General features: G+C 44.3%; 2 tRNA genes and 1 rRNA gene. All 3 read right to left on the bottom strand.

Annotation, left to right across the window (positions count from 1 at the left end):
- Positions 1–204: 204 nt before the first annotated feature.
- Positions 205–281: transfer RNA gene (locus EWU22_RS13105), tRNA-Ala, on the bottom strand.
- Between the two features lie 233 nt (positions 282–514).
- A tRNA-Ile gene (locus EWU22_RS13100) sits at positions 515–591 on the bottom strand.
- 129 nt (positions 592–720) lie between these two features.
- Positions 721–823: ribosomal RNA gene (locus tag EWU22_RS13095) — 16S ribosomal RNA — on the bottom strand; the annotation flags it as partial.

The raw sequence follows: 823 nt of genomic DNA, 5'->3' as shown, positions 1-823 counted from the left end.
AGGCATCCCCCATACGCCCTTATTTCACTTACTCTCTAATATCTTCATGCCCGAAGGCAATCGCTATCTATTTTTGCTCTTACTCTTTACTTTATTCTCACAATATGTCAAAGAACCTTGTGTAAAAACTCTGAATAAATCCAGATCTTTTACATCGTTTCCCAATGTTCTACTTCCGTTGAAGTAGGAGGGAGGGTAATTAATTGGTGGAGAATAACGGATTCGAACCGTTGACCCCCTGCGTGCAAGGCAGGTGCTCTAGCCAGCTGAGCTAATCCCCCAAGTTTAATTGGGTTTTATTTGTTAATCTCTTCATTCATTAGACTCGTTTGTCTAATGCGGTACGCTTTGTTTTTCGAGCAAAGAATAACGGATTCAACGCGGGCGGCTAGCCTGTTGACTCCACAAGTGTAAGCAGGTTTCCTAGCTTTTTGAGCTAATCCCCCCAAGTTTAATCGGGATTTGATCCCTCTTATTGGCTTTCATCTCCAGCTTGCCCCAACATCCTTTTGGTTGGTGGGCCTGCGTGGACTCGAACCACGGACCTCTACATTATCAGTGTAGCGCTCTAACCACCTGAGCTACAAGCCCGCTTGTTTCTTCTCTTTTTCTCTAATATCATGAAAACCTATCTTGCTAGGCTTTCCTTTAGGCGTGTGATAAAAGTACTCTGGAAGCATATAAGAATCCTCATATACTTAAGTTAAATAGCTTCTCCAGAAAGGAGGTGTTCCAGCCACACCTTCCGGTACGGCTACCTTGTTACGACTTAGCCCCAATTACCTGTTCTACCCTAACTGGCGGTTTAACGGCCAGCTTCAGG

It is taken from the genome of Aquirufa nivalisilvae, assembly GCF_004307455.1.
GTDB classification, from domain to species: Bacteria; Bacteroidota; Bacteroidia; order Cytophagales; family Spirosomataceae; genus Aquirufa; species Aquirufa nivalisilvae.
Note: the sequence above shows the minus strand (reverse complement) of the source record. Positions and strands in the feature narration are given on the sequence as shown.